Source organism: Kitasatospora sp. NPDC001603 (assembly GCF_040298365.1).
Taxonomy (GTDB): domain Bacteria; phylum Actinomycetota; class Actinomycetes; order Streptomycetales; family Streptomycetaceae; genus Kitasatospora.
Window position 1 is genome coordinate 1 of record NZ_JBEPAA010000099.1, and the last position, 26,013, is coordinate 26,013.

Sequence of the window (26,013 nt, forward strand, 5' to 3'; positions counted from 1 at the left end):
GGCCGATCGACGACGAGTCCGAAAGCGCGGCCGGCGGCGCCACCGGCCGCCGCGAGCACGACCGTACCGCTCAGCTTCCGGCCGACCGGGTCGTTGACCGCCTCGATCGGCGTGCGGGTGCGGCAGGCGGCGAGCTGCGGGGTGGTGAGCGCGCACGCGGGCATCGCCACCAGCTGCAGCCGGGAGGCCCAACCACCGCCGTACGCCTGCTCGATGCCGCCGTAGTCGAGGGAGACCGCGACGCTGCCGCTCTCCGCGCGGGCGTCGGCCCGGTCCAGGCCGACCAGCAGGCCGTCCACGCCGGCCCGCTTGGCCCGGCCCCGGTCGGCGAGGTCCACCCGGACCGAGGAGACGGCGCTGAGCGGGGCGACCGACGGCGCCAGGGACTTGGCCCGGGCACCGAGCGCCACGGGGGCGGCGGGCGAGACCGAGACCGGCAGGCTGCCGGCCTTCGCCTTCCCGGCGGGCGCCGCCAGGCTGCGCACCTCGGGGGTGTTCCCCAGGTCGACGGTGGCGGTCGCGGCCGCCGGCCACTGCACGGGCTTCACCACGTGCGGGACCAACTCACGGGCACCGGGCGGGATCGCGGGGGCCGGGACGACCGCCCCCCGGCCGCTCACCGGGCTGCCCGGGACTTTCGCCTGGTCGGGGAGCGGGTCCGCGCCCCAGAGCTTGTCCGTGTACTGATAGCCGCCGACGACGTCGGCGACGGCGAGCGGGGTCGCCAACGAGAAGACGGCGGCCGTCGCTATCGCGACGGTCGCCCGTTCCATCCAGGCCCGTTTCCGGGCACCTCGAATTCCGCGCGGTCCTGCGCGCATGCGTATTCCCCCTGAAGGCACATCAGAGAGCCGGTGAACTGACGAATCACCAGCTGACGGCACGTTCGGCCGACCGGAACCGTATTGCCATGGCAGGGTCAGAGCAATACCCTTCCCCAGCAGTCACTCTGTCCCCATCCGTCACACAGACCCCAAAGAGTCTTCACAGGCGGCGCCAGGGGTGAGTAAAGACCGCAATTCCGACACGTGGCGGGGGGCCACGGGGGTCCGTTCTGTGACGAGGAACACAACGGCGCCCGGGTTCGTCCGCCTCCGGTCCCTGAAAGGGCGATCCATGGGGGAGCACCTCCGCGTCCGGAGAAATCCGGCGCGCACACTGACACGCCGTCTGGCGCTGTCGGCGGCCGTCACCGGCCTGCTGCTCGGCAGTGCCGGACCGGCGCTCGCGGACGATCCGACCGCCGGATCCGCGAGCACGACGACGGGCCCGGCCGCCGACTCGCCGCTGGCGGCCGCCAAGGCCGAGGCCGCGCGCACCGGCCGGCCGGTGACCGTCGACAGCCTCACCACCGAGACCTCGCGGACCGTCGCCAACGCCGACGGCACCTTCACCGCCACCACCCACCTGCAGCCCGCCCGGGTGCGCGAGGACGGCCACTGGAGGGACGTCGACGCCACGCTGACCAGGAACGGCGACGGCACCCTCTCCCCCGCGGCCACCCCCTCCGGGCTGGCCCTCTCCGGCGGGGGCGACGGGCCACTGGCCACCCTCACCGACCCGGACGGGCGACGGCTCTCCTACACCCTCCCGTTCCCGCTCCCCGCTCCCGTGGTGAACGGCAGCACCGCGCGCTACGACGGCGTCCTGCCGGGCGTCGACCTCAAGGTCACCAGCACCGACCAGGGCGGTTTCCACGAGGTCCTGATCGTGCGCGACGCCGCCGCGGCCGCCAACCCCGCGCTCGCCTCGCTCAAGCTGACCACCTCCGTCGGCGGAGGCTTGTCGCTGACGACCGACCAGGACGGCCGGGTCGCGGTCACCGCGCCCGACGGCAGCGCGGTCTTCCGTTCGCCGACCCCGCTGATGTGGGACTCGGCGACGACCGCCCCGGCCGGGGCCGCCGCGGACCCGGCCCCGGCCGCGAAGGCGGCGCCGAAGACCGCACCGCAGGCGGAGGCCCCCGCGGACGGCGCCCCCGCCACGGCGTCGACTCCCGAGGAACCGGGCAGCTCCGCCCAGGTCAAGCGGATCGCGGTGACCCATGCGGCCGACACCCTGACGCTGGTCCCCGACGCCGGCCTGCTCCGCGGCGCCGACACCGTCTGGCCGCTGTACATCGACCCGTACACCAGCCCGATCACCAGCAAGAAGAGCCACTTCGTCACCGTCAAGGAGGGCTGCGCGAGCCAGAGCCCGTACGACGACGCGCAGGACAACGGCGAGGGCGTCGGCTACCAGCGCTGGCAGGACTGCTTCGGCCTGAACCGCGCCTACTACGAGCTGAACATCGCCGGCCTCGACAAGAAGATGGTGATCTCCAAGTCGGTGGTCCACCTGACCTCGACCTACGGCGCCTCCTTCGACTGCGACAACGAGACCGGTGTCCGGCTCGCGACGGTGACCCCGATCAGCGGCTCCACCAGCTGGAACAACCAGCCGGACATCACCGGCGACGGCTACATCGGCGGCACCCAGCAGGTCAAGAGCTCCAACATCAGCCAGAAGTGCGGCAACCACGACGTCAACTTCGACGTGACCGGCCAGATCAGGAAGCTCTCCGGGGTCAAGGACAGCTGGACCTTCGGGCTCTGGGGCAACGAGTCCAAGTCGACGAGCAACAACGACTTCGTCCGCTTCGCCAACAACCCGTACCTGACCACGGTGTTCGACATCGCCCCGGAGACGCCGGACAACCTGGGCACCACCCCGGCCACCCGCGCCCCCGCGAGCAACGGCTGCGCCGGCGCGGCCGACGGCTGGATCGGCCAGTCCGGCCTGGCCGGGGACGCCTCCGACATCACCCTCAACGCCCACCTCACCACCGACATGAGCGGGGTCAACCTGCGCGCCCGGTACGAGGTCTGGGACACCAAGACGGCGGCCGCCGACGGCGGCTCGACCGACAAGGGCGCCCCGGTCAGCGGCTGGGTCAGCAACGGCGGCACCACCCGGGTCAACATCGGCTTCAAGGTCGCGGACGGCCACCAGTACGGGTGGCACGTCAAGGCCGAGGACGGCACCCTGGCGAGCGGCTGGACCGCCAACTGCTACTTCAAGACCGACCTAAGCGCGCCGAGCATCCCGTCCTTCACCGACTCCCCGGTCTTCCCGCCGCTCGGCGGCGACAAGGCGCCCACCGGCCACGCCGGTGACACCGGAATCAAGATCACGGTGACCTCCAACGACCCGACGCCCACCGGCTGCACCCGCGGCAGCTGCGTCAGCAGCGGCATCGACCGCTTCGAGTACTCGCTGGACGCCAACATCCCGGCCAACGGCGCGGCGGCGGTCAACGCCGTTCCCACCACCGGCGGCAGCGCCACCGGCGACGTCCCGATCGTGCTGAGCGCCGCCCAGTGGGGCGCCCACACCCTGTTCGTCCGGGCCGTCGACAACGCCGGCAACACCCAGGGCACCGTCGGCCAGTACAGCTTCTTCGCGCCCTGGAACCCGGCCACCAAGGTGACCGCCGGCGACGCCGACGGCGACGCGGTGCCCGACCTGCTCGCCCCGACCACCGACGGCGACCTCGTCCTGGTCCGCGGCAACGCCGACCCGGCCGGACCGCCCGTCAGCGCCTCCGCCAAGGCCCAGAGCCCGGACGGCACGGGGTGGGACAACTACCTGGTCGCCCACCGGGGCACCGCCACCGGCACCAACGTCGACGACCTGTTCGCCTACTCCAAGGCGACCCACGAGCTGTACCTCTACCAGAACGACGCCGTCACCCCCGGCGGCGTCACCGGGCACTTCACGCTCACCCAGAACGTGATCCCGATCCGCAACTCCTCCTCCTGCCCGGCCAAGGGATCGGACGGCACCTGGAAGAACGTCACCCAGCTGCTCGCCCCCGGCAAGCTCGCCCAGTTCGCCGACGCCCCCGACCTGGTCACCGTCGACAAGGGCGAACTCTGGTACTACCCGGGGACGTTCCAGGCCGGCTGCAACCTCGGGGCCGGCGTCCGGATCGGCACCGGCGACTGGTCCGGCACCACGCTGCTCGCCCCCGGCACCGTGGGCGGCGTGCCGACCCTGTGGGCCCGGGACAACGCCACCGGCGCGGTCAGCAGCTTCCCCCTGACCTTCGACGCCGGCCTGCCGACCACGAAGATCGCCGCGCCGACCCACGCCCCGCTGGTCTCCGGCGTGCTGGACACCGCCAACAAGAACCTCTGCCTGGACATCGCCGGCGGCAAGACCGTCAACGGCACCGCGGCCCAGATGTACACCTGCAACGGCACCGACGCGCAGCAGTTCGCGCTCGGCGCCGACGGCAGCATCCACGCGCTCGGCAAGTGCCTGGACGTGCAGAAGGGCGAGACCGCCAACAACACCCTCGTGCAGCTCTACCAGTGCAACAACACCGGCGCCCAGCAGTGGGCCCCCGGACCGTACCCGGGCACGCTGAAGAACCCGCAGTCCGGCCGCTGCCTGGCCGACCCGGCGAGCAACCGCAACCCGCGCACCCAGGTGATCATCTACGACTGCATGAACATCGCCGACCAGAAGTGGGCCGCCACCACCGGCAACGTGCTGCCCGCCGCGCAGAAGGTGCTGCCGCTCGGCGTCGGCGACCGGGACGCCCCGACCGTCGCCTCCCCGGGTGACGTGCAGGGCACCGGGTACCCGGCGCTCTACGCCGGCTCCCGTTCCGGCCGGCTGACCGAGTACCCCGGCGCGGCACCGGCCGGCGGCCTGGCCCAGTTCGGGAACCCGGTCGGCATCGGCAACGTCCGCCAGCCCTCGGCCTGGTGGAAGCTGGACGGCACCGCCGACAGCGTCCGCCCGACCGGTGCGCTCACCCTCAACGGCGGCGCCGCCCTCGGCACCGACCCGGCCCGCGGCGGCGTCCTGAACCTGAACGGCTCCACCGCGTACGCGGCGGCCGCCGGTCCGGCGGTGGACACCAGCCGCGGCTACACGGTGTCCGCCTGGGTGCGGCTCACCAGCCTCACCGCCAACTCCACCTTCGTCTCGCAGTCCGGCACCAGCGCCAACGCCCTCCAGCTCTACTACTCCAGCGGCGCCCACGCGTTCGCCTTCGGCCACGCCCACGCCGACGACACCGCCGGCGCCTTCACCAGCGCCTACGGGCCCACCACCGGCGCCCTCGCCCCGAAGACCAACACCTGGTACCACCTGGTGGGCGTCTACGACGCGGACTCCGCCGACCTGCGCCTCTACGTCGACGGCTCGCTCGCGGGCACCGCCGAGTACGCGGGCACGGTCTGGAACGCGACCGGTCCGCTGCAGCTCGGCCGCCGCCTCTACATGGGCGCCTACGGCGAGTACGCCGCCGGCCAGATCGCCGACGTCCAGCTCTTCCCCGAGGCCCTCACCCCGATCGGCGTCTCCTCCCTCGACGGCCGGCGCCCCGTCCCCACCCAGCTGAGCTGAGGCATCCGCCCCTCCGACAGGCCGCGGCCCGTCCACCCCGCCCGGGGTGGACGGGCCGCGGCCTTCCGGGGTGTCGGGGGCGTCGGGTACCGGGGGGCGGACCACCGGCGCCGACACCCGACCGCGGCCGGTCAGCTCGCGCCGGCCGCCGCGCGCAGCGCCGCCAGGACGCGGTCGGTGTCGGTCGCGGTGGTGCGCCAGTTGCTGAAGGCGGCGCGGACCGCGGGCACCCCGTCGTACACCGTCGGTGTCAGGAACGCCTCCCCGGAGGCCGCGACGCGGCGCAGCAGGACGTCGACGTCCTGCTGCGCGGGCCGCCCGGCGAGGGTGAAGCAGACCACGTTGAGGCGCACCGGCGCGAGCAGCCGGAAGGCCGGATCCGCGGCGAGGGACGCGCCCAGCCGGGCCGCCTCGGCGCAGTTGCGCTCCACGATCTCGCGGTGGCCCGCCCGGCCGTAGGCGGTGAGCGCGAACCAGGCCGGCAGGGCCCGCAGCCGCCTGGAGTTCTCCGGGGCCAGGTGCACCGGGTCCGGGTCGCCGGTCGGGGCGCCGAGGTACGGCGAGGCGTTGTGGAAGGCGGCCACCTGGAGGTCCCGGCGGCGGGTGAACTGCACGGCCGCGTCGTACGGGACGTTCAGCCACTTGTGCAGGTCGACGCAGACCGAGTCGGCCGCGTCCAGACCGTCGACCAGGTGCGCGTGGGCCGGCGAGAGCGCCGCGAAGGCGCCGAACGCGGCGTCGACGTGCAGCCAGAACGGGTACCGCTCGCGCAGCGCGGCGATCGCCCGCAGGTCGTCGAAGTCGACGGTGTTGACCGTGCCGGCGTTGGCGACCACCACGGCCGGACGCCCGTCCAGGGCCGCGAGTTCGTCGGCGAGCGCGGCCACGTCGACCGCCTCCCGCCCGTCCATCGTCCGCACCTGCCGCAGGGCACCCCGGCCGAGTCCGAGCACGGACAGCGCCTTCCCGATGCTCGAATGCGCGGCGCCGGACAGGACGTCGACCGGCCCGAGGGCGGCGAGGCCGTCCTGGGTGACGCTGACGCCGCGCCGCTCGCCCACCCACTCACGGGCGACGGCGAGGCCGACGAGGTTCGAGGTCGTCGCGCCGCTGACGAAGACGCCCGCGTGGGCCTCACCGAGGCCGAAGAGGCCGCGGAGCCAGCCGATGGTCTCCTGTTCCAGGTCGGCCGCGGCCGAGCCGGTCCGGTTGCTGACGTTCTGGTCGAAGGCGGCCGTCAGCCAGTCTCCGGCGAGCGCGGCCGGGGTCGCCCCGCCCGTGACGAAGCCGAGGTAACGGGGGCCGGCGCTGCCGCTGAACCCCGGCTCCCAGCGCTGGGCGAACAGCTTCAGCGCACCGTCGGTGCCGCTCCCCTCGTCGGGCAGCGGCTCCACGGGCCCGGGCGCGCCGGGCGTCACCACCGGCCGGTCGGCGAGGCCCGCGAGCACGTGCGCGGCGCGATCGCCGACCGCGTCGAGGAGGTCGGGCAGTCGGGCGAGGTCTTCACCGAGGCGAGGATGCATGCGGACAGCCTAGGCTCGGGCCCGGCCGGGGCCAACGGCCCCCGGGGCGGGACGCGGCCCGCGGGCCGTGGGACGGCCGCGAGCTTCTGCCGGTGCCGCCGGCGAAGCCCGACTCCCCTGCCACGGCGCGTACTTCAGGGGCGCCGACACCTGCGGCTCTACCCGCCGGTGAGCGGAGGCGTCCAGCGCCCTGGGGGCCTGCCCTCAGGGCTCACCGGCCGGGCCGACACGTCCAGCGGCGTCGCACCGGGTAGGGCGGGCGCCCGCCGCGACGCGGCGCCGGGCAGACGGTTTCCGAACTCGACCGCGGTACAGGGGTTTGCCGCACGCGATCGGGGTCAGAAGTGCCGCGGGGCGTCGCGCCTCCCGATCGGGGCCATCCCCCCCGGACCGGTCGGGACCGCGCGCGACGCCCGTGCGGTTCCCAGGGTCCGCCGCCACTCCCCCCTCCCGGCGGCGGACCTGGGTCCGCTCCCCACCTCCGTCGTACGCCGTGACCCTTCGGGCCGGCGGCCGCCGACACCCCCGTGCCCCGTCGTACAGCTGAACCCACCTCAGCGGCCCACCACGGCCGGGGCGGCGCCGTGAGGGCCTCGGCGGGAGCGGCCGGTTTCACCCATCCTCTACAGTCCTGTAGATTTTGGCTGGCAGCGGGCCGAACCGGCCCGGCCGAGGCGCGACCTGGCGGCGACACCGACGCGCCCGTGCCGGCGCAGTGCCGATCGAGTTCTCCGGGGGAAGCGACCGTGGTCTCACCGCTCAGACTCCGCCCGGAGGGCCGAGTCGGTGGCGGGCACGTCCTGGCCCGGGGTGCCGGTCGGCGCACGCGGATCGGCAGCCGGGAGCACCGCGGCCGTGACGGAGCGCGAACTCTGCGGCCGGCACCGCCGCTCGGTCCGACCGCCGGAACCGCGTCGGCGGCGCGGGTGGGCGCCGCCGCCGGGGTGGCGGAGGCTCCCTGACGTCGTGCCACCGGGCGCTGTCCGGACGCCCGCCTCTGACGGGGCGTGCCCAGGCCGAGAGCCGCGCCCGCAGGACACCATGGAAAACAGCAGGAGGAACAGTGAAGTCGCGCATCATCGCGAGAGTCGTCCCCGCCCTCGTTCTGGCCGGCCTGATGCTGGGCTCGCCGGGCGTCGCCGCGGCCGCGCCGGCCGCGGTCCACGCGGCCGGGTCCGTCGCCCGGCCCGCGGAGTCCGGCGTCGACCGGGCGGGGGCCGGAGCGGCGCCCGCCGTCGCGCAGCCGGTCGAGAACCGCTCGGCCCGGGCCGCCGCGCTCGCGGCCGACGACAAGAAGGAGAAGAAGAAGGGCGGCTTCTTCAAGAAGCTCGGCATAGCCGTCCTCGTCGTCATCCTGTTGATCGTGCTGTTCGCCGTCGGGCTCGTCGTCGCGATCGTCTTCGCGATCCGCGCCATCTTCCGCCGCCGCCGGGAGGCGTGAGCACCGGCCCGGGTGCCGGGGGCGGGGCGGCCGTGCGGCTCCGGCCCGGGGCAGGACGAGTGCGCCGGGCCACCGCCTGCGGGCGGTGGCCCTCCCTAATTGGTGCGCGCAGACGTCTTGGCAGAAGGAGGGGGCCTTCCCTACCGTCGAGTAACGCAATCGACCGACGCCCACCCCCCACTCTGCGCGTCTGCGCGAAGGAGCGGCGATGTCCCCGCACGCGTTATCGTCCGACGCCCGCCCGTCCCGCCGGTCCCGGCCCGTCAGGGCCGCCGTGGGCGCCCTCGCGGCCGCCCTCGTCCTACCCCTCGCCGCCGTCGCCCCGGCCGCCGCGACGGCCGGGCCGGCGCCCGGGCAGGTGCGCGCCCTGCGCGAGGTGATGTTCGTCGGCAACAACTGGGACGGCACCGCGGACGTCATCCGCTCCACCGGTGACCTGGCCAGGATCGGCCGTGTCAACGTCGTCCCCGACAAGGACCAGCGGCTCACCGAGATCTACCTCAACCCCGTCAAACTCGCCTACTTCCTGGGCATCCGGCTGGGCCCGGGCGAGGGCCACGACCAGTTCGTCGACGACATGTACTCCACCCCGGACGGGTCCGCGGTGGTCGTCTCGCGCCCGAGCTTCGCCGACGTCGTCTCCATCGACCTCGCCACCGGGCGGATCAACTGGCGCTTTCCCGTGTCGGGTTACCGCTCGGACCACATGGCGCTCTCCCCGGACGGCACCCGCGTGGCGGTCTCCGCCTCCACCTCCAACACGGTCCATGTGCTGGACGTCCGCACCGGCGCGCAACTCGGCTCGTTCGCGACCGGGGACAAGCCCCACGAGAACCTCTTCACCGACGGCGGGCGGCGGATCTGGAACATGTCGATCGGCGAGGTCAACACCGCCCTCGACGCGCCGTGGCTGGACTGGACGAAGGGCGACCGCCGGATCACCGTGGTCGACGCCGACACGTTCGCGCCGGTCAGGGTCATCGACATGCGGGAGCGGCTGGACGCCGCCGGCCGCTCGGACCTCTCCGACGCGATCCGCCCGGCGGCGTTCACCCCGGACGGGTCGACGCTCTACTTCCAGGTGTCCTTCTTCAACGGCCTGGTCGAGTACGACGTCGCCGCCGACCGGATCACCCGGGTCAAGACCCTGCCGAAGAACCCCGCGACCAGCGAGGACCGCACCACCTGGGTCAACGACTCGCGCCACCACGGCCTGTCGATGAGCCCGGCCGGTGACAAGCTCTGTGTCGCCGGCACCATGGACGACTACGCGACCGTGGTCGACCGGGCCACGCTCCAGGAGGGCCCGCTGGTGCCCGCCTCGAAACCGTACTGGGCCACCGTGAACGGCGACGGCACGGCCTGCGTGATCTCCGAGAGCGGCGCCGACCAGGTCACCGCGATCGACTTCGCGACTGGACAGAAGACCGTCTCCGTGCCGGTCGGCGACCACCCGCAGCGCGTGCGCCTCGGCCACGTGCCGGCCGACTGGACCGGCCCCTCGGGGGCGTGACCCGGGCCGGCCCGGGCGTCCGGTCGTCCGGTCGTCCGGTCGGCCCCGCCGCCGCCCCCGCCGCCCGTTCGCCGCACGGACACTGCCGGGACGGACGCGGTGGAGCGGCTACCGGGACAGCGCCCGGTCCGACGGGGTGCCGGTGTCCGCTCCCGGACCGGGGCGGCGCCGGACCAGCCGCAGCGCCACCGCGACGGCGCCCAGCAGGACGCAGGTGCCCAGGGCGGCGTGCAGGAGCAGCGCGTCGAGCCGGTCCGCCGCCAGGTAGGCGCCGACGGCGAGCGCCACCAGGGCGCACACCCCGCGGTCGATGATCGACTCCAGGGACAGCAGGGTCGCCCGGTAGGGGGTCGGCGGGATGGCCGCGTTGATCAGGTAGCGCTGGACCGGAAAGGCGAGGCCGGTGGCGGCGGCGAACACGCACAGCCACGCGATGGTCGCCGCCGCACCGGACAGGGCGGTGGCGGCCAGCGATCCGGCCATCACGAGGCTCAGCACGGTCACGGCCGCGGTGTCCGAGAGCCTGGCCCGGATCCAGCCGGGCCGGGAGGAGCCCAGCGCCTCGGCCACCGTCATCGCGGAGAGCACCGCGCCGTGGTCGGCGACCGGGACGGCCCTGGCCAGCAGCAGCGGCTGGAACAGGTTGACCTGGCAGATCCGGGCCAGGGTGAAGATCGCCACGCCCTGGACCATCAGCGGTCCCAGGGCCCGGGAGGTCCGCAGCACCTTCCACGCCTGACGCACGGAGTCCAGGAAGCCTCCGCCGGCCGCGGCCGCGGCCGGCGGAGGCGCCGAGGGCGGCGGGGGCAGCGCCGGCAACGCGGCGGCGCAGGCCAGCGAGCCGAGGGTGCAGGCGGCGGTCAGCAGGTAGGGCGCCTGGTGGACCGTACTCATCAGCACGCCCACCAGCGGCCAGCAGGCGATCTTCGCCCACAGGCCGAGGGCCCGCGCGGTGCCCTCCGCCTGCACGTAGCGCCCTCCGGCGCCCTCGGCGTGCAGGTACTCGTAGAGGTAGGCGCTGGAGGCACCGGAGACCAGGGAGCGGGCGGCGGCGATCGCCAGGAAGTGCAGTAGGAAGCCGGTCGCGGAGGGCAGCGCCACCGGCACCAGGTTGGCGGCCGTCATCACCGCGGCCCCGAGCCGCAGGCAGGTCCGCTGCCCGATCCGGTCGGCGATGAAGCCGGTGGGGACCTCCAGCAGGCAGAAGGCGACGTAGTAGACGCTCTGGATGCCGAAGATCTGGCTGTCCGACAGGTCGGCCTGCCGCTGGTACTCGTAGAAGACCGGCATCCACCACAGCAGGTTGAACAGCAGTTGGAAGCCGTTGTTCAGGCGGACCACCCGGCGGACCCCGGGCGGGGCGGCGGGACCGCGCTTGGCTCGGCCGAGCAGGGACACGAGCTTGCCTTCCTTCGCGTCGGGGGTGGTTCCGCGGTGCGCTCAGCCGTTGTAGGGGCGCAGTTGCAGCAGGTGGACCCGGCCCCCGGGAGCCAGCAGCCACTCCACGTCGAGGGGCGCGGCGAAGGTGTAGTCCGCGGCGAAGTGGGACTGGAGCAGGCGTCCGGCCAGGGCGAGCCGGCCGAGGTGTGCCCGGGTCTCGGCGTCGAGGTCCTCGGCGGCGGCGCCGAGCGAGAGCGTCCGGCCGCCGCCCTCCACGGTGTTGTAGAGGTACTGCAGCGGCAGCGCGGTGCCGTCGACCACCGCCGAGGTCGAGCCGGGCGCGCAGTTGAGGTAGACGTTGCGGAAGTCCGCCCGGTTGGTGGGGTTGCAGGTGACCATCACCCCACCGAGCGGGGACGGCTCGTAGCGCTGGACGATCACCCCCATGAACGTGTCGTCCAGGGAGATGCCGGCCTCGTGGCGCAGCCGGACGCTGCGCGGCGACAGCAGCGAGGCCCACACCTGGCGGATCGCGTCGAGCAGGCCCGGCAGGTCGGTGACCTTGGTGTGCGACTCGTAGATGCCCGCGGCGGAGAAGCCCGGCAGGTCCTCGGCGTTGGAGGAGGAGCGCACCGCCAGCCGCCCGGCGCCGGCGAGGTGGCGCACCGCGTGCGCGTCCAGCGCCCGCACCAGGTCGTCGGGGACGGGGGTGGCCACGATGAGGTGCTGGAGCTGGACGCAGACCGAGTCGACCGCGTCCATCGCGCCGAGTTCGAGCGCCATCTTCAGCTTGCCGATGCTCTGCTGCACGGCCCGGGAGGAGTCCAGGAAGCGCTGCTGGACGGCGAACGGCACCGCGATCCCCTCGGGCGCGCTGACGTGCCGGGACAGGAAGTCCGCCGCCGCCTGGACGAGGTCGGCGTCCGCGGCCACGCCCAGCCGGCCGGCCAGGTGGCCCAGCAGGTCGGGTCGCGGCGCGCGGGGCACCGAGTAGTAGCCGGTCAGCCGGGCCGATCCGTGGCGCAGCACGTGGTGGAGTTCGCCCAGGTTGGCCGCCTTGGTGCCGTAGCCGCGGCGGTCCCCGGCGCGCAGCCGGGAGAGCGGCACGATCGGCACGTCCTCCACCCGGGGGGCGTCGATCCGGATGCGCTGGGTGTGCCAGACCGGCTGGGTGAGGTCGGCCGGCTCCTCGGCCCGCTCGATGGTGACGCCGTCGGCGCCGACCTCGTAGCGGACCCAGCCGCCGTCCAGGTCGTCGGCGGCGATCCGGTCGAGGGCGCCGCGCACGATGGCGTTGGGTATCCCCCAGCCGGCGGCCAGCATGTTGGTGTGCGACAGCGGGGTGGTGGGCAGGGCGTTGACCAGGCCGGCCAGCCGGGGGATGTCGTCGGGGACGACCGGCATGGCCACGATGTCGTACCAGGTGAGGTCCGCCCGGGCGGCGCGGTACGCGTCCGCGTCGGCGAAGGCGCGCAGCCGGCCGGTGGCCGAGCCCAGGGTGAGCGGGACGAAGGGCCGCGCGGCGAGCAGCGCGTCCGAGCCGGTCCGGGGCAGGACGCTCTCGGGCACGGCCGCCAGGGCGTTCTCCTGCGCGTGGTTGGCCGGCTTCACCAGCAGGGCGAGGGACTGGTCGAGGTGCTCGCGGACGAAGCGGTGGAACTCGGTGAGCAGGTCGGCGCCCATGGTGTCGGCCTCGGTGGTCTCCAGGACCATGAACGGCTCGGTCGACCGGCTGGGCTGGTCGGCCTGGCCGGGCTGGTTGGGCTGGTCGCCGGCGTGCAGGGAGAGCACGCCGAGCAGGAAGCGCCGGTCCGGGTCCTGGTAGACGCTCCGGTTGAAACCGTCGAGGTCGGCGTCGAGCTCTTCCAGGGTCAGGCCCTCGATCGTGGTGGCGATGTAGTCGACGTGGAACGGGTGCACGGCGCTGTCGAGGATGTGCCACAGCGCCTTGTGCCGGTCGACGACGACCTTGACGTAGGGATGGCCGCCGAGCGTGCCGCAGAGCCGTTCGAAGAGCGGCATGGTGAGACGGGCGCCGATCACCGCACCGGTCTCGGTGCCGGTGTCCGTGTCGCTCTCCGTGCCGGTGTCCGTGTCGCTCTCCGTGCCGGTGTCCGTGTCGCTCTCCGTGCCGAGCATCGCGTCGGTCCCCGTGCCGAGCGGCGCGCCGTCCGGCGCCGCGTTCGTGGCCTCGTTCGGCGCCTCGTCCGTCGGCGGGCCGGCGGCGCCCGCCGACGCGCCGGGGCGGGCGGTCACCGGCCCGCTCCGGTCGTCAGGCGGGCGGTCAGGGCCTTGGGCAGCGCCTCGATGATCCGGGTGCAGTCCGCCACCAGGACGTCCGCCGACCTGGCGGTCAGGAAGCACAGGGCAGCCATGGTGTTGGCGCCCTCGGCCCGCTCGTACGCGGGCATCGGGGTGCCGGCGGGCAGGCTGCGTTCCCGGACCGGTTCGATCGTGGAGCCGGGGCTGAGCAGGTCCGTCCAGTCCACGGCGTCGAAGTCCCAGCGCGGCTGCTCGCTCCAGGGCTCGCCCGCGCGGTCGGCGGCGAGGATCACCAGGGAGCCGGCGGCCCCGGCGGCCCCGCTGCCCCCGGCGCCGGTGAGCATGGCGGGCGGGTAGGCGACGGGCCGCCCGAGCAGTTGGCGCGTCAGCATGCCGATCATGTCGAGTCCGAAGACGGCCTCCACCTGCCGGGTCGTCATCACGCCCCCGAACCGGGCGGCGGTCTCGATCAGCCACATGTCCCGTCCGCCGGGGGCGAGTTTGATCTCGGTGTGGGTGGCGCAGGTGTCCAGACCGAGCGCGTCCACGGCAGCGCGGGAGGCCGCCTCGATCCGGCGCTGGAGGGGCTCGGACAGGTCCGCCGGAGCGATGCTGGCGCGCTCGGTGAAGGGCGGGACGGTCGGCAGCCGGCCGGTGAGGCACAGCGGGTGGTAGACGCCGCCGGCGACGATGCCCTCCACGCTGACGTAGTCGCCCCAGCCCGGATCGGCGAACCAGCCCCGGGTGCCGCCGGTGACGATCTCCTCCAGCAGGAAGTCGCTCACCCCCTCGTCGGCGGCGTGCAGTTCGGCGTATCCCTCCTCGGCGGAGGAGGCCATCACGGACCGGCCGAGCCGCCAGGCGCGGCCCGCCTCCCGGGCGTCGCGCACGGTGAGGTGGGCGGTCGATCCGGCGCTCCACGCGGCCTTCAGCAGCAGCGGCGGGGTCAGCCGTCGGAACGCCTCGTCGATGTCGGCGGCGCCGTGGATCTCGGCGAAGCCCGGGACGGGTACGCCGGCGTCCCGCCAGATCCGCCGCATCAGGCGCTTGTCGCGGGCCGCCGCGACGTGCTCCCCCGGGCCGGCCAGCCCGAGCCGGCGGCAGGCGAGGGCCACGGCCACCACCGCGTACTCGGAGAACGTCAGCACGGCCTGTGCCGCGACGCGTTCGGCGTGGTCGGCGATCAGCTCGACCAGCGCCGTCCCGCCCGAGGGCGGCGCCTCGGTGACCGACGCGCAGGCCGGCCGCCAGGTGTCCGCCGTGACCTGCGGCAGTGGCGCGAGCGCCAGCAGATGGACCTCGCCGTGCGCCGCCATGCGCGGCACCGCGTACTCCAGGGGCGGACCGCCCCTCGCATGCACGAACAGGATGCTGCTCATCTCGCTCCTCGGGGTTGGGCGGACAGGGACGTTGCCTGTCGGGTGCCCGGTGGCCGGCCCGTCCTCGGGTGCCCGGTGGCTGGCCCGTCCTCGGGCGCCCGGACCGCGGCGGGGGCGCGGCGCCCCGGTGCGGCGTGCACCGCACCGGAGGACGGATGCCCGGTTGTACCGTTGCCCACAGCAGCGGCTGACCGGCCGTCACGTGCTTTCGGCCTGACGTCGGCAGTGCATCACCGCCTCGGACCGGGCCTGTCTCTATCCTCAGCAGCCATGCTTGTCATGCACCAATCGGAATGGACCCCGACCGAGACTTTCCGCCACCCGGCACAGGCCACCGGCACCGGGCCCGGTCGGCAGCCCGACCCCGCCCGGACACGCCCGCACGATCGGGGCCCCGCCCGCACCCGCCGGGCGCCACACTCCACTCCCCCGCGCCGACCACGACCGGCGAAGTCGCGAGCGGCCGGCACCGGAGAAGCGCCGGTACACGGCGGCGGCGCCCGTGAAGGCCTCGGACCGCTGGGCCCGCCCCCGCCCGCCGTAGCCGCGGCGGAGCCAGGTGGCGGGCCGGCTCGACGCCCGGCGCGGGATCCTCCACCCGCGTCGTGCGGGGCCGTCGGACGCCGGCCCCACCAGCCCGTACCGCCCGCCTCGCCGCAGCCGACGATGGCCGGAATCGTCTCCCGCCCGCGGTGGGCCGGGCACCGCTCGGCCCGGCGCCCTTCTATCTCCGATCCGCGTTGTTCCTAGAATGGCGGGGTGAACGACATCGACGCGATCGCGCTGTTGCAGGATCCGGTGCGGCGACGCCTGTACGAGTACGTGGTGGCGCAGGGCCGCGAGGTCGGCCGGAACGAGGCCGCCGAGGCGGCCGGGGTGGCGCGCACTCTCGCCGCGCACCATCTGGACCGGCTGACCGAGGCCGGGCTGCTGGAGAGCGGCAGCCGGCGGCTGTCGGGCCGCTCGGGGCCGGGGGCGGGCCGTCCGGCCAAGGTGTACACGCGGGCGCCGGGCGAGCGCTCGGTGTCCCTGCCCGCCCGTGACTACCGGACCGTCGCCGAGCTGCTCGCGGAGGCCGCCGAGCAGGCCGGGCTGGATTCCGCGCTGTACGCGGCCGCGCGCCGCCGGGGGGAGGCGCTGCGCGGCTCGGCGGAACCCTGCGGCGGTCTCGCGGAGGCCATGGAGCTGCTGGCCGCGCGCGGGTACGAGCCGCGTCTGGACACCCTCGGGGAGGACCGGGGCGCCGAGGGCGACGGCGCCGCCGACGGCGTCGAGGAGGCGACCGGGGCGGCGGCCGAAGCGGGGGTGGTCCGCATGCGCAACTGTCCTTTCCACGCGGTCTCCGAGCGCTTTCCGCCCCTCGTCTGCGGCATGAACCTGGCCCTCCTGGAAGGGCTGCTCGGAGTGGACGGCCCCGTCCGCGCCCGGATGGACGCCCGGCCCGGGGACTGCTGCGTGATCGTCGAGCCTTCTAAAACCAATATTGATTGACATAGAAATGCGAGCCGTGCTGGGATGAGGCCATGACCTCCTCCACGCACGCCCTCCACCTGGCCCAGCTCAACGTCGCCACCCTCCGGCACCCCCTCGACGACCCCCGCACCGCACCGTTCGTCGAGCTGCTCGAACCGATCAACACCGCCGCCGACGGTGCGCCCGGCTTCGTGTGGCGGCTCACCGAGGACGGCGAGGCCGACGCGACCGGACTGCGCCCGGCGGGCGAGAACGTCATCGTCAACCTGTCGGTGTGGGAGAGCCAGGAAGCCCTCTGGGACTTCACCTACCGCAGCGGCCACCTGGACGCGACACGGCGGCGGCGCGAATGGTTCCACCGGCACGCCGAGGCACACCTGGTGCTCTGGTGGATCCCCGCCGGTCACCTCCCCACCGTCGGCGAGGCCTTGGCACGACTGGCCGACCTGCGGGAGCACGGTCCGTCTCCGCGCGCCTTCACCTTCGCGTCCTCGTTCACGCCCACCGAGGCCGCCCCGCAGCCCGCGCCGTGACACCGGCTCCGCGGCCCGCGCCGTGACACCGGCCCCGCCCTCGACGGCGGTCGGCGGCCGGGCCACCCGGTCCGGGGCGCCGCCTGCCGGGTCAGTAAACGGCGGAGACGGCACCCGGCCCTGCGGGCCGTCGTGCGTCGACCTCGATCTCGATCTTCATCCGGGGGTCGGAGAGGCCGCATTCGAGCATCGTCGCGGCCGGTCGCACCGCCCCGAAGGTGCGGCGCAGGGCGGGCCAGCACGGCGGGAAGTCCTCGCGATCGGGCAGGAGGTACCTGACCCGGACGACGTCCGCGAAGGTGCAACCCGCCTGTGCCAGTGCCTCCGCGATGTTGCGCAGGCACTGCTCCGCCTGCTCCACCACGTCGTCGGAGATGGTCATGGTCGGGTAGTCGAACCCGGTCGTCCCCGACACGTGCACCCGGTCGCCGTCCACCACGGCCCGGGCGTAGCCGATCTCCTCTTCGAAGGTGGAACCGCTCAGGATCGCGCGTCGCTCTGTCATGCAGCGAAAGCTAGGCAACCAGCAGTGATATGTCCAATAGCACGGAAACCACCGTGTGATATCTCTGGCGGTATGGATCGCCCGGAACTCGGACTGCACCAACTCCACGCCTTCGCCGTGCTCGCCGAGGAACTCCACTTCGGACGCGCGGCGGAGCGGCTGGGCATCGCACAACCGCCGCTCAGCCAGCAGATCCGCCGTCTGGAGGCGAAGGTCGGGCACCCGCTGTTCACCCGGGCGCCGGGCCCGGTCGCGCTCACCGCGGCAGGACAGGAGCTCCTGCCGGCCGCGCGGCACGCGCTCGACGAGGTCGCCGCCGCACTGAGCGCGGCGCGGGCCGTCGCCGACGGCGAGGCCGGTCGCATCCGGATCGGCTTCTCCGGGTCACTCGCGCTGAGCGTCCTGCCGGGCCTGCTGCGCGCCTACCACGACCGGTACCCCGCGGTGGAGATGGAGATCCGGGAGATGACCACGGCGGTGCAGGTGACGGCCCTGCACGAGCGGGTGATCGACCTCGGGCTCCTGCGGGAGCCGCCGGACGAGCCGGGGCTGATGAACGAGACGATCCTGTCCGAGGAGTTCGTCGCCGTCCTGCCGCGGTCCCACCCCCTCGCGGCCCGACGCGTGGTCCCCGTCGAGGCGCTGGCGGGCGAGCCGTTCGTGCTGCTGCCCCGCAGCGCCGGACCGACAGTGCTCGACCGGATCCTCCACCTGTGCCGCGACGCGGGATTCGAGCCGCGCCTCGGACAGCGGGCGGTGGAGTGGCAGACGGTCTCCGCGCTCGTGGAGGCGGGGCTCGGCGTCTCGCTCGCCCCGGCGAGCATCCGCCGGATCCGGCTGAAAGGCGTCGCGTACCGCCGGATCGAGCCGAACACCACACGCACCACCGTCGCGATGACCTGGCGGCGCGACGACCGGAATCCCCTGGTCGCGCGGTTCCTGGAGGAAGCCCGTCGCGAACCCTGATCCCGTTCGGTGGGCCGGTGGCGGCACGCTCCGGCCGGGGGCCGGCCGGTGGTCGGGGCGGCCGGGCTGGGCACGGTCCGGCCGCCCCGGCGGGCGGCGCCGTACGGGCTCGGCGCCGCAGGGGTGCACGTGTCAGGAGTCGCTATGCCGCGCCGGTGATCCCAGGCGCGACGTACCGGCGGTGGAGCGGGGCGAAGGACACCTCCGAGCCCCGCTGATCCCGGCCTTCTCGATCGCGGGGGTGAGGCGCCGGGCCATGAACGCCGCACGCCGTGACAGCCGACCGGACCAGCCGCCTCTCCGACCTCTCCGGCATCGACGGGGACGAGGTGGGCGAGGCGGGCGACGGGGGCGCGGCCAGAGCAACGAGCTACCGGCACAGGTACGGGCTCGTGGTGACCTCCCGGCCGACGCCGCCGCTCAGCCGGAGTGCACCCGCCCCTGGGCGTGCTCCGCCCAGTCGACGATCTGGATCGCCGCGCCCGCGGCCTCCTCGCCCTGGCAGCGGGTGTGGTGGCGGCGGGCGATGCCGTCCAGATCGAGGTGGCGGCCGAAGGCGGGGTGTCCGGCGAGCCGGCGGGCGTGGGCCCACACCCGGGAGTGCTCGGCGATGCGATGCACGGCGGTGGCGTCCAGGTGCCAGCGGTGCACGGTGTCCAGCCGCACCAGGGTCACCCAGAGCTCCACGTCCGCGAGGGTCAGCTCCTCGCCCAGCAGGAACTCCCGGGTGGCCAGGCGGTGCTCGATCGCGGCCAGCCCGTCGAGCAGGCTCCGCAGGGCCGTCGCGCGCTCGGCCGCGGTGGCGTCGGCCCGGCCGGCGCGTTGGGCCGGGGCGTTGATGCTCCGCTCGCACAGCTCCCGGACCGCCTCGATCGCCGTGTCGAGGCCGCACGGGTGGAGGTCGGGGCCGGGGAACCGCCGGGCCAGGTCGGTGAGGATCTCGGTGGTGTCGGTGCTGACGATCCGTCCGCTCCAGCTGTCACTGAGCACCGGCGCCACGGCCGGCCCGGGGTACTGGTGCGCGCTCGCCTCGTACAGCGGCCGCAGCGCCAGGTACCCGCCGGCGCCGTCGTCCGGCAGCGCCGGCAGCAGGGTCACCGGGAGGGTGTCGTCGAGGCCGAGCAGGCTGTGGGTGACGGCGATCTGCAGACAGTGCGGACAGGACAGCGTGAGGTGCAGCCGGTAGCGGTGCGGCACGGCGTAGTACCCGCTGCGGGCGTCGCGGCCGATCCGGCCGCGGAGGGAGGGGACGGCGGAGGAGGAGGCGTCGGACATGGGTCTCCCAGGGGTCGGGGGTGCGCGCACGCGCGTGCGACGCATCGGGTGCGGGAGGAGCGGGGGAGGGCGGAACTCGGGGCGGGCGAGTGCCCGGTGGGGAATCAGACGGCGAAGGCCGCCGGGCCGTGGGGAGCGGGCGCTCCTGCCAGGCTGCTGCAGACCCGCTGCAGGTCGATGTGGCGGCGGCAGGTCAGCACCGGGCGCAGCCGGACAGCGTGGGCCACGCCATCGACGACCGGCTCCGCGTGCCTCACGGCTCTCCCACCCACGTTCGAGGATTCCTGCTCCGGAGTGTCATCCCGGATCCGCGCCGCGTCAAGGGCCCCGGCACCGGAGGACCGACCGTCCCGCATGGTGGGACGCGCGTCCCGCTCCGGCCGGACCGGCGCGCCCGCGGAAGACGGAGGTTCATGGCGAACGCCGCTGCGCCGGCCGTGGGTTCGCCCCCGGGCCCCGGCGGGGCCGCCGAGGAGCGGTGCCCGCCGGGGACCCCTGACTTCACGTCAGGCGCGCGGCGGGCACGGCCGCGGCAGGGGTGTCTCAGTGCGCGGGCCGCCAGCCGAGCGCGGGGCCGAGGCCGGTGGCGATGTCGGTGAGGATCTGGACGTAGTCCTCGAAGTCGAAGGAGAACGGCAGTGCGAAGACGACCTCGTCGACCTCCCGGAACCCGGCGTGGGCGTAGAGCTGCTCGGCGATCTCGGCGGACGTGCCGATCAGGTCCGGGGCGAAGAGCATCCGCGCCGGTCCCTGCGGGGCGGTGGTGCGCGGGATCCGACTGCGCACGTACGCGCGGTACTTGGCGCGCTGCTGCGCCGAGGCCCCGTCGGTGGGGATGACGACCAGCCCCTGGGAGACCCGGGCGCCGGCACCGGCGGGGTGGTGGGCGCGGAAGGCGGCGATCTGCGAGCGCTGGATCTCGGCGAAGTCCTCCGACTCCTCGGCCCGCACCACGCTGCTGGTGAGCAGGCTCAGCCCCTGCTCGCCCGCCCACCGGGCCGAGCGCAGGCTCCCGCCGCCGTACCACAGGCGGTCCGCCAGACCGGGCGCGACGGGCTGGACGCGGTCGGAGTACACCTCGATGCCCTCGGTCCCGCTGAAGTCGGTGGCCCGCTCGCCGCGGACGAAGTCCAGCAGCCGGCGCACCCGTTCGTAGCTGAAGTCCTCGGCCTCGGCGGTGTCGGGGTAGAGCGCGGGGGCGATCCGGTCGTAGTGCCCGGGACGGCCCACGCTGACACCGGGGTTGAGCCTGCCGCCGGACAGGAGGTCGACGGTCGCCAGGTCCTCGGCCAGCCGCAGGGGGTTCTCCCACCCCAGGGGGATGACCGCCGTGCCCAGGTGGATGCGGCTGGTGCGCTGGGTGGCCGCGGCCAGCACCGCGACGGGCGAGGAGATCCCGTACTGCAGGTGCCGGTGGCGCAGCCAGGCGCTGTCGAATCCCAGGCGCTCGCCGAGTTCGACGAGCCGCAGCGTCGACTCGTGCCCGTGGCGGGGATCGGCCGGGTCGAACAGGCCGATGGTCAGGAATCCCAGCTTCCGAAGCGGTTGCGAGGGCGAGGGCACCGGTTCCTCCGTCCTCCGCGACGGGCCCGGTCGGAGCTGCGCGGTTCGACTGTCACGGCCCGGATTTCGATCACCGGACGTCGGCCCCACACTCACACAACGCCCGGCGGCGCTCAAGTGCTCCACCGGAAGCGCAATCCGGGGAAACACGCACGTGACGCGCCCGTCAAGGACCGCGCGGTCCGGGGGCGAGAGGCGTCGCCCGGTCGGTTCCGCGTGGGCCGCCACCCGCGCGCAGGGCGGCGGCCCACGCGGAACCGTCAACGCGTCAGAGGATCTGGATGTCCTTCACCTTCGGAGGGTTGTTGGGGAAGGTGATGTCGTGCCAGCGGTCGATCCGCACCGAGTCGCCGTTGGCGTCGTAGTAGATCAGGTCGTTGTTCCCGGTGGAGATGCGGTCGACCCACCAGTTGCCGAAGCTCGTCCTTCCGGCGTTCGCGTAGCAGTCGACGCTCTGGCGCCCGTCGAGGTGCGACCAGATCTTCAGGAAGTCCTCGCCGCCGACGCACTCCACGTGGTTGATGGCGTAGGCGTTGCCGCTCGGCAGGGTGATGGTGAACGCGGTGGCCGTGGCGAGTGCCACGGCCAGGGAACGCGCGAGCCTCATCTTCTTCGAAAGCACGAGCTCTCCTTACTGGGGGAAACCGACGCATGGTGCCCGGCCCCGTCGGCGGTGTCGCGCCCTGGCGGAGTGTTGAGGTCGCCGAGGCACGGGACCGACGGGAGACCGCCCCGGGGCCCGGCCGGGGCCCGGGCCGAGGGGGTCCGGGACAGCCAACATAGCGACCGCCGTTCCCCCGTCCGGCGGATATGTTCCGGACACGAATGACCGGGGAGGAATTTCACCCGTTCGTGGAGATCGGCTCCCGCGGGGCCGGCCGAGGAGCCGGGGATTTCCGGATCCGGAGCCAGTCGCGACGGCGCGGCACCCGGCGGCCGAACAACCGGGGTCAGACCTCGCGTGCGGGCCCGGTCGCCGGCGGGGCCGCCGCTCGGAGCCGGGCGGTGATGCCGGTCAGGATCAGGTCGATACCGGTGAGGAACTCCTCGCGGTCGTCGTGCTCGCGCATCTGGCCGGCGACGGTGCGGACGAACGCGAACTCGTCGGGGTCGAGCTCCGCCCAGGCGGTGGAGGTGGCGGCCAGGAAGGCGGTCCGGCTCGTCGGCGGGCGGTGGGTGGCGGCCGCGACGGCGTTGGCGGCGTTCTGGTTGCTCACCCCGAGGATGCAGTGCAGCAGGGCGGACGCCGAGCCGAACAGCTCGGGTTCGGGGACGCCGAGGGCCTGGACCTGGCGGCCGAGACCTTCCATCAGGCGCAGCAGCGGCGACGGCGAGAAGGGCCGGGCGAGCTGGGCGCCGGCCCAGGGGTGGGCGTCGATCGCGTCGAAGACGCCCAGCACCAGGGAGCGGACGGCCTGCTGCGGCGTGCTGCCGGGGGCGGCGGCGGTGAGGGCGCCGGTGCGGCGCGCGGGCGGAACCCGGAGGCCCAGCGGACCTCGGTCACCGCCGCCTCCGGAAGGTGGGTGCGGCCGGCCACGAGGCGCCGGATCGCGTCGACCGAGGCGTCCGGGGCGACGACGAGCTCGGCGAACCGGCAGCAGCCTCACATCCGGGATCTCAGCACATCGACCTCACAGCCCGGTGCGAAGGGGTCGAAGCCGTGCTCGATCAGCCAGCGAACCGCCAGCAGGCTCCGCAACGACCACCACCCGTGGATCACGTCGAGGTCGAGGTCGAGGTCGGTGCCATAGCCGCCGATGACGTCGTCGAGGTGCTCCTCGTGCCCGAGCGTGAAGGTGGCGAGGTCGTACAGGGCGTCACCCCGGCCCGCCTCGGACCAGTCGATGATGCCGGTGACCTCGCCGCCGTCGACGAACACGTGCGCGATCTGCAGATCGCCGTGCGTGAACACCGGAGTCCACGGCCGGAGCGCGGCCTCGGCGACCTGGCGGTTACGGGTGACCAGGTCGCCGGGCAGGACGCCGTTCGCCACGAGCGCCTCGCACTCGGCGTCGAGTTCCGCCGCCAGCGCGACGATGCTCCGGCCGGCCCGGCCCGTTCGGGGCGGCAGCGGCGCGTCGTGCAGCTTCCGGATGGCGGCGCCCGCCGCGGCCCACGCCGCCGGTGACCCGGTCGACGGCCCGCCGAGGCGCCCGAGCGTCGCCCCCGGGAGCGCGGCGATCGCGAGCACCGGCGGCTTGCGCCACAGGACCTTCGGGGTCGGGACCGGCGCGAGGGACATCGCCTCGATCTCGACGTCGATGCGCGACTGATCGGCGTCCACTTTCAGGAACACCTCGCCGACGCGCAGGGTCGCGCGCTCGGAGTGGGCGACCACGACCTCGACCTCTTCCATGGCCGACCAGTATCCCGGGGACGCCCGCCGATGTCGCCGGATTTGTCGTGTGCGGGGACGTGCCCCGCCCGACCGCGTCCCGCTGCCGAGCCGGGCGGCCCGGCTCGCCGCACGCACCCTCCCGGCCGCCCCGGGCTGGGGCCGGTCGAAGGCTGGGAGGTGTGCACGCGCGGGGCAGCCGTGCCGGCGCTCACGCCGCCCGTGCCGCAGCGACCTCGGGGAACGGCCGCCGCCGGCCCGCGCTCCCGTGCCGGGGCACGGGGTGATCGCCGGGACGGCCGCCGCCCTCCGGCGCGCGGCGAAAGGGGACCACGATGACCGGGACGAGACTACGGAGCGGCCGCGACACCCTGAAGAAGCCGGTCAAGCTCGGCAGGCAGGAGATCGCCTCCGAGGAACGGACGTTGGACGACCTGTGACAGGACCTCGGCGCCCTGCAGGGCTCACCCGACGCCACGGCCGACCATCTCGCGCCGCTGCGACAGCGGATCACGCCGGGTGGATGAGGCGGCTGTCGTAGGCGAAGATCACGGCCTGGACCCGGTCGCGGAGTTCGAGCTTCTGCAGGATCCGCCCCAGATGGGACTTCACCGTCCCCTCCGCGAGGTACAGGGTGGCCGCGATCTCGCTGTTGGACAGGCCGCGGCCCACCTGGACGAGCACCTCGCGTTCACGGGCGCTGAGCCGGCTCAGCCGGTCGTCGCCGTCGGTGCCGCCGCCGGGGATGTGCGGGCGGAAGTTCTCCAGCAGGCGGCGGGTGATCCGCGGAGACACCACCGCGTCGCCCGCGGCGACGTTGCGTATCGCGGTGAGCAGTTCCTCGGGCCTGGTGTTCTTCAGCAGGAAGCCCGAGGCTCCGGCGTTGAGTCCGGCGAAGGCGTATTCGTCCAGGTCGAAGGTGGTGAGGATGAGCACTCTGCTCTGCGGGGCGATCTCGACGAGCTGCCGGGTCGCCTCGATCCCGTCCGTCCCGGGCATCCGGACGTCCATCAGGACGACGTCGGGGCGCAGCTCCCGGGCGAGGCGCACGGCCTCGGCGCCGTCGGCTGCTTCGCCGACCGGTGCCATGTCGGGCTGGGCCTCCAGGACGGTGGCGAAGGCCATCCGGAGCAGGGCTTCGTCGTCGGCGATCAGGATGCGGATGGTCATGCGGACGCCGCTCCGCCGCTGTCGAGGAGGAGGCGGGTACGGACTCCCCAGCCGCCCTCCGGGAGAGGTCCGGCCTGCAGCGCGCCCCCGTAGGCGGCCGAGCGCTCGCGCATGCCGGGGATGCCGTGGCCGGACGGTGCGGCGGCGGGCCGTGGCCGGTGGGGGCCGCTGTCGGTGATGTCCACGGTGACGGCCTCGGTCGAGCACCGGATCCGGACCGTCGCGCGGGTGCCGGCGGGGGTGTGCTTCAGGGTGTTGGTCAAGGCTTCCTGTACCAGGCGGTAGACGGTGAGTTGCGCGGTGGCGGGGATGTGGGCGTGGCCGCCGTGGACCTCCAGGCCGGTCGGCAGCCCGGCGGCGCACATCTGGTCGGCGAGCGCCTCCAGTTGGGCGATGCCGGGCAGCGGGTGGCGCTCGGCGTCCGGCTCGTCGGTGCGCAGGATGCCGAGCGAGCGCCGCATGTCGGTCAGGGCCTGTCGGCCGGTCTCGGAGATCTGGAGCATCGCGGCGGTGGCCTTGTCGGGCGACCGGTGCTGCGCGTAGACGGCGGCGTCGGTGAGCGCGACCATGACGGACAGGTTGTGGGTGACGATGTCGTGCATCTCCCGGGTGATGCGTGTCCGCTCCTCGGCGACGGCCAGGCGTGCCTGCTGGTCCTGTTGCTGTCGCAGGCGGTCGGCCCGTTCCTCCAGGGCCGCGAGGTAGGCGCGCGTGGTCCGCACGTTCACACCGAGCACGGCGGCGGCGACGACCATCGCGGTGACCGCGACGAAGGGGGTCAGGAACGCGCCGTGCGGCGCCCAGCGCAGGCAGGCCAGCAGGGCGCCGGCCTCGACGAGGGCACCGGCGACGAGCGTCCCGCGGCGGCCCGAGTTCGCGGCCGCCGTGTAGAGCGCCACCAACAGGGCCACGTCGGCCGGCAGTTGGATTCCCATCAGCCACTGGACGAAGGCCGCGGCCGTCACGGCGGCGAACACCGTGAGCGGGGCCCGGCGCCGCCACAGCAGGGGCAGCGCGAGGGCGGCGGTGAGGGCCACGGCCGCCGGGAACTCGTGCGACCCGTCCGTGGTCACGATGTTGAGCAGCAGGAGCGCCGGCACCAGCGAGTCCCAGACCAGGGGTGGCAGCCGGACGCCCCGGCGCCAGGCGGCGGATGCCGGTCGCGCCGCCCGCCCGGTGGCCGGGTCGGCGTGCCGGGCCGGCCGAGCGCAAGACCTTCTCCGACGCGGTGAACTCGCTGGGCGAGCCGCTGTCGAAGCTGGCCGCCGCGGTCGTCGTCAAGTAACGGTCGACCC

General features: G+C 74.2%; 20 protein-coding genes and 1 pseudogene. 7 read left to right on the forward strand and 14 right to left on the reverse strand.

The genetic code is table 11. From position 1 onward, the window contains the following. A pseudogene (locus ABT263_RS34930) lies at positions 1-773 on the reverse strand (hypothetical protein); the annotation flags it as partial. 343 nt (positions 774-1,116) lie between these two features. Between ABT263_RS34930 and ABT263_RS34935 the strand changes: the two are divergent. Beyond that, complete coding sequence (locus tag ABT263_RS34935; protein ID WP_352296983.1) at positions 1,117-5,400, forward strand: LamG-like jellyroll fold domain-containing protein; 4,284 nt, start codon at positions 1,117-1,119, stop codon at positions 5,398-5,400. 131 nt (positions 5,401-5,531) lie between these two features. Here the strand turns inward: ABT263_RS34935 and ABT263_RS34940 are convergent, their stop codons facing one another. Then, positions 5,532-6,923, reverse strand: a complete 1,392-nt coding sequence (locus ABT263_RS34940) for a pyridoxal phosphate-dependent decarboxylase family protein (protein WP_352296986.1) — start codon at positions 6,921-6,923, stop codon at positions 5,532-5,534. A gap of 1,063 nt (positions 6,924-7,986) precedes the next feature. Here ABT263_RS34940 and ABT263_RS34945 point away from each other — a divergent pair. Further along, positions 7,987-8,364, forward strand: a complete 378-nt coding sequence (locus tag ABT263_RS34945; protein ID WP_352296988.1) for a hypothetical protein — start codon at positions 7,987-7,989, stop codon at positions 8,362-8,364. Between the two features lie 208 nt (positions 8,365-8,572). Then, positions 8,573-9,877, forward strand: a complete 1,305-nt coding sequence (locus ABT263_RS34950; protein WP_502885913.1) for a YncE family protein — start codon at positions 8,573-8,575, stop codon at positions 9,875-9,877. 108 nt (positions 9,878-9,985) lie between these two features. Here ABT263_RS34950 and ABT263_RS34955 read toward each other — a convergent pair whose 3' ends face one another. From ABT263_RS34955 to ABT263_RS34965, 3 genes are read right to left on the reverse strand one after another with little or no spacing between them, the layout of a single operon-like run. After that, positions 9,986-11,275: an MFS transporter gene (locus ABT263_RS34955; protein ID WP_352296994.1), complete on the reverse strand. Its 1,290-nt coding sequence runs from the start codon at positions 11,273-11,275 to the stop codon at positions 9,986-9,988. A 42-nt stretch (positions 11,276-11,317) separates the two neighbouring features. After that, positions 11,318-13,513 carry a PEP/pyruvate-binding domain-containing protein gene (locus ABT263_RS34960; RefSeq protein ID WP_352296997.1) on the reverse strand — a complete coding sequence of 732 codons (2,196 nt, stop codon included), beginning with the start codon at positions 13,511-13,513 and terminating at the stop codon, positions 11,318-11,320. Continuing rightward, complete coding sequence (locus tag ABT263_RS34965; protein ID WP_352297000.1) at positions 13,510-14,898, reverse strand: ATP-grasp domain-containing protein; 1,389 nt, start codon at positions 14,896-14,898, stop codon at positions 13,510-13,512. Before ABT263_RS34965 ends, ABT263_RS34960 begins: the two co-directional genes overlap by 4 nt. A gap of 759 nt (positions 14,899-15,657) precedes the next feature. Between ABT263_RS34965 and ABT263_RS34970 the strand changes: the two genes are divergently transcribed. Together ABT263_RS34970 and ABT263_RS34975 are read left to right on the forward strand one after the other, a co-directional pair. Further along, complete coding sequence (locus ABT263_RS34970) at positions 15,658-16,389, forward strand: helix-turn-helix transcriptional regulator (RefSeq protein ID WP_352297003.1); 732 nt, start codon at positions 15,658-15,660, stop codon at positions 16,387-16,389. 32 nt (positions 16,390-16,421) lie between these two features. Beyond that, positions 16,422-16,904, forward strand: coding sequence for a DUF3291 domain-containing protein (locus ABT263_RS34975; RefSeq protein WP_352297006.1), 483 nt, complete (start codon positions 16,422-16,424; stop codon positions 16,902-16,904). A 91-nt stretch (positions 16,905-16,995) separates the two neighbouring features. Here the strand turns inward: ABT263_RS34975 and ABT263_RS34980 are convergent, their stop codons facing one another. After that, positions 16,996-17,409 carry a RidA family protein gene (locus ABT263_RS34980; protein WP_352297009.1) on the reverse strand — a complete coding sequence of 138 codons (414 nt, stop codon included), beginning with the start codon at positions 17,407-17,409 and terminating at the stop codon, positions 16,996-16,998. Positions 17,410-17,481: 72 nt separating this feature from the next. On the opposite strand from ABT263_RS34980, the gene ABT263_RS34985 reads away from it, so the two are divergent. Next, the gene (locus ABT263_RS34985; RefSeq protein ID WP_352297012.1) at positions 17,482-18,375 is read left to right on the forward strand and encodes a LysR family transcriptional regulator; all 894 of its coding nucleotides are present in this window, start codon (positions 17,482-17,484) and stop codon (positions 18,373-18,375) included. A gap of 420 nt (positions 18,376-18,795) precedes the next feature. Here the strand turns inward: ABT263_RS34985 and ABT263_RS34990 are convergent, their stop codons facing one another. The 8 genes from ABT263_RS34990 to ABT263_RS35025 form a co-directional block, all read right to left on the reverse strand. Next, the gene (locus ABT263_RS34990; RefSeq protein WP_352297014.1) at positions 18,796-19,650 is read right to left on the reverse strand and encodes a glutathione S-transferase C-terminal domain-containing protein; all 855 of its coding nucleotides are present in this window, start codon (positions 19,648-19,650) and stop codon (positions 18,796-18,798) included. Between the two features lie 104 nt (positions 19,651-19,754). Then, complete coding sequence (locus tag ABT263_RS34995) at positions 19,755-19,877, reverse strand: hypothetical protein (protein ID WP_352297017.1); 123 nt, start codon at positions 19,875-19,877, stop codon at positions 19,755-19,757. Positions 19,878-20,193: 316 nt separating this feature from the next. Then, on the reverse strand, positions 20,194-21,213 hold the full coding sequence (locus ABT263_RS35000; protein ID WP_352297020.1) for an LLM class flavin-dependent oxidoreductase: 1,020 nt from the start codon (positions 21,211-21,213) through the stop codon (positions 20,194-20,196). Between the two features lie 268 nt (positions 21,214-21,481). Continuing rightward, positions 21,482-21,820, reverse strand: coding sequence for a beta/gamma crystallin domain-containing protein (locus tag ABT263_RS35005; protein ID WP_380391752.1), 339 nt, complete (start codon positions 21,818-21,820; stop codon positions 21,482-21,484). Positions 21,821-22,163: 343 nt separating this feature from the next. Next, positions 22,164-22,613: a hypothetical protein gene (locus ABT263_RS35010; protein WP_352297022.1), complete on the reverse strand. Its 450-nt coding sequence runs from the start codon at positions 22,611-22,613 to the stop codon at positions 22,164-22,166. Positions 22,614-22,816: 203 nt separating this feature from the next. Then, the gene (locus ABT263_RS35015) at positions 22,817-23,569 is read right to left on the reverse strand and encodes a phosphotransferase family protein (RefSeq protein WP_352297025.1); all 753 of its coding nucleotides are present in this window, start codon (positions 23,567-23,569) and stop codon (positions 22,817-22,819) included. A 489-nt stretch (positions 23,570-24,058) separates the two neighbouring features. Continuing rightward, positions 24,059-24,718, reverse strand: coding sequence for a response regulator (locus ABT263_RS35020; protein WP_352297028.1), 660 nt, complete (start codon positions 24,716-24,718; stop codon positions 24,059-24,061). Next, complete coding sequence (locus ABT263_RS35025) at positions 24,715-25,818, reverse strand: sensor histidine kinase (protein WP_352297031.1); 1,104 nt, start codon at positions 25,816-25,818, stop codon at positions 24,715-24,717. The genes ABT263_RS35020 and ABT263_RS35025 overlap by 4 nt, the downstream gene beginning before the upstream one ends. A gap of 20 nt (positions 25,819-25,838) precedes the next feature. On the opposite strand from ABT263_RS35025, the gene ABT263_RS35030 reads away from it, so the two are divergent. Continuing rightward, positions 25,839-26,003, forward strand: a complete 165-nt coding sequence (locus ABT263_RS35030; protein ID WP_352297033.1) for a hypothetical protein — start codon at positions 25,839-25,841, stop codon at positions 26,001-26,003. Positions 26,004-26,013: the final 10 nt, after the last annotated feature.